1 rRNA gene is annotated in these 1,401 nt (G+C 53.1%); it reads right to left on the bottom strand.

Annotated features, from left to right (window positions below):
* Positions 1-35 precede the first annotated feature (35 nt).
* Positions 36-1,401: ribosomal RNA gene (locus tag HCX89_RS22595) — 23S ribosomal RNA — on the bottom strand; the annotation flags it as partial.

Genomic DNA, 1,401 nt, shown 5'->3' on the forward strand with positions numbered 1-1,401 from the left:
GACTTCTTCAAGTCCGTAAAACCCATCTGGGTTGTATGGTTAAGCCTCTCGAGTCATTAGTACAGGTTAGCTCAACGCCTCGCAACGCTTACACACCCTGCCTATCAACGTCCTGGTCTCGAACGGCTCTTCAGAGGGCTCTAGGCCCTAGGGATGACTCATCTTGGGGCTCGCTTCCCGCTTAGATGCTTTCAGCGGTTATCGATTCCGAACGTAGCTACCGGGCAATGCCATTGGCATGACAACCCGAACACCAGCGGTTCGTCCACTCCGGTCCTCTCGTACTAGGAGCAGCTCCCCTCAATCATCCAACGCCCACGGCAGATAGGGACCGAACTGTCTCACGACGTTCTGAACCCAGCTCGCGTACCACTTTAAATGGCGAACAGCCATACCCTTGGGACCGACTTCAGCCCCAGGATGTGATGAGCCGACATCGAGGTGCCAAACACCGCCGTCGATATGAACTCTTGGGCGGTATCAGCCTGTTATCCCCGGAGTACCTTTTATCCGTTGAGCGATGGCCCTTCCATTCAGAACCACCGGATCACTATGACCTGCTTTCGCACCTGCTCGACGTGTCTGTCTCGCAGTTAAGCTGGCTTATGCCATTACACTAACCGTACGATGTCCGACCGTACTTAGCCAACCTTCGTGCTCCTCCGTTACTCTTTGGGAGGAGACCGCCCCAGTCAAACTACCCACCAGGCACTGTCCCTAACCCCGATTAGGGGCCCAGGTTAGAACATCAACACTACAAGGGTGGTATTTCAAGGTTGACTCCAACAAGACTGGCGTCTCATCTTCATAGTCTCCCACCTATCCTACACATGTAGGGTCAATGTTCAGTGCCAAGCTATAGTAAAGGTTCACGGGGTCTTTCCGTCTAGCCGCGGGTATACGGCATCTTCACCGCAATTTCAACTTCACTGAGTCTCGGCTGGAGACAGCGTGGCCATCATTACGCCATTCGTGCAGGTCGGAACTTACCCGACAAGGAATTTCGCTACCTTAGGACCGTTATAGTTACGGCCGCCGTTTACCGGGGCTTCGATCATGAGCTTCTCCGAAGATAACCCAATCAATTAACCTTCCGGCACCGGGCAGGCGTCACACCGTATACGTCATCTTGCGATTTTGCACAGTGCTGTGTTTTTGATAAACAGTTGCAGCCACCTGGTATCTGCGACTCCCGTCAGCTCTGAGAGCAAGTCTCTTCACCAACAGGAGCGTACCTTCTCCCGAAGTTACGGTACCATTTTGCCTAGTTCCTTCAGCCGAGTTCTCTCAAGCGCCTTGGTATTCTCTACCCGACCACCTGTGTCGGTTTGGGGTACGATTCCTGCTAACCTGAAGCTTAGAAGATTTTCCTGGAAGCATGGCATCAACCACTTCATCCCC

The organism is Shewanella sp. Iso12, assembly GCF_012030025.1.
In the GTDB taxonomy this organism is placed as follows: domain Bacteria; phylum Pseudomonadota; class Gammaproteobacteria; order Enterobacterales; family Shewanellaceae; genus Shewanella; species Shewanella algae.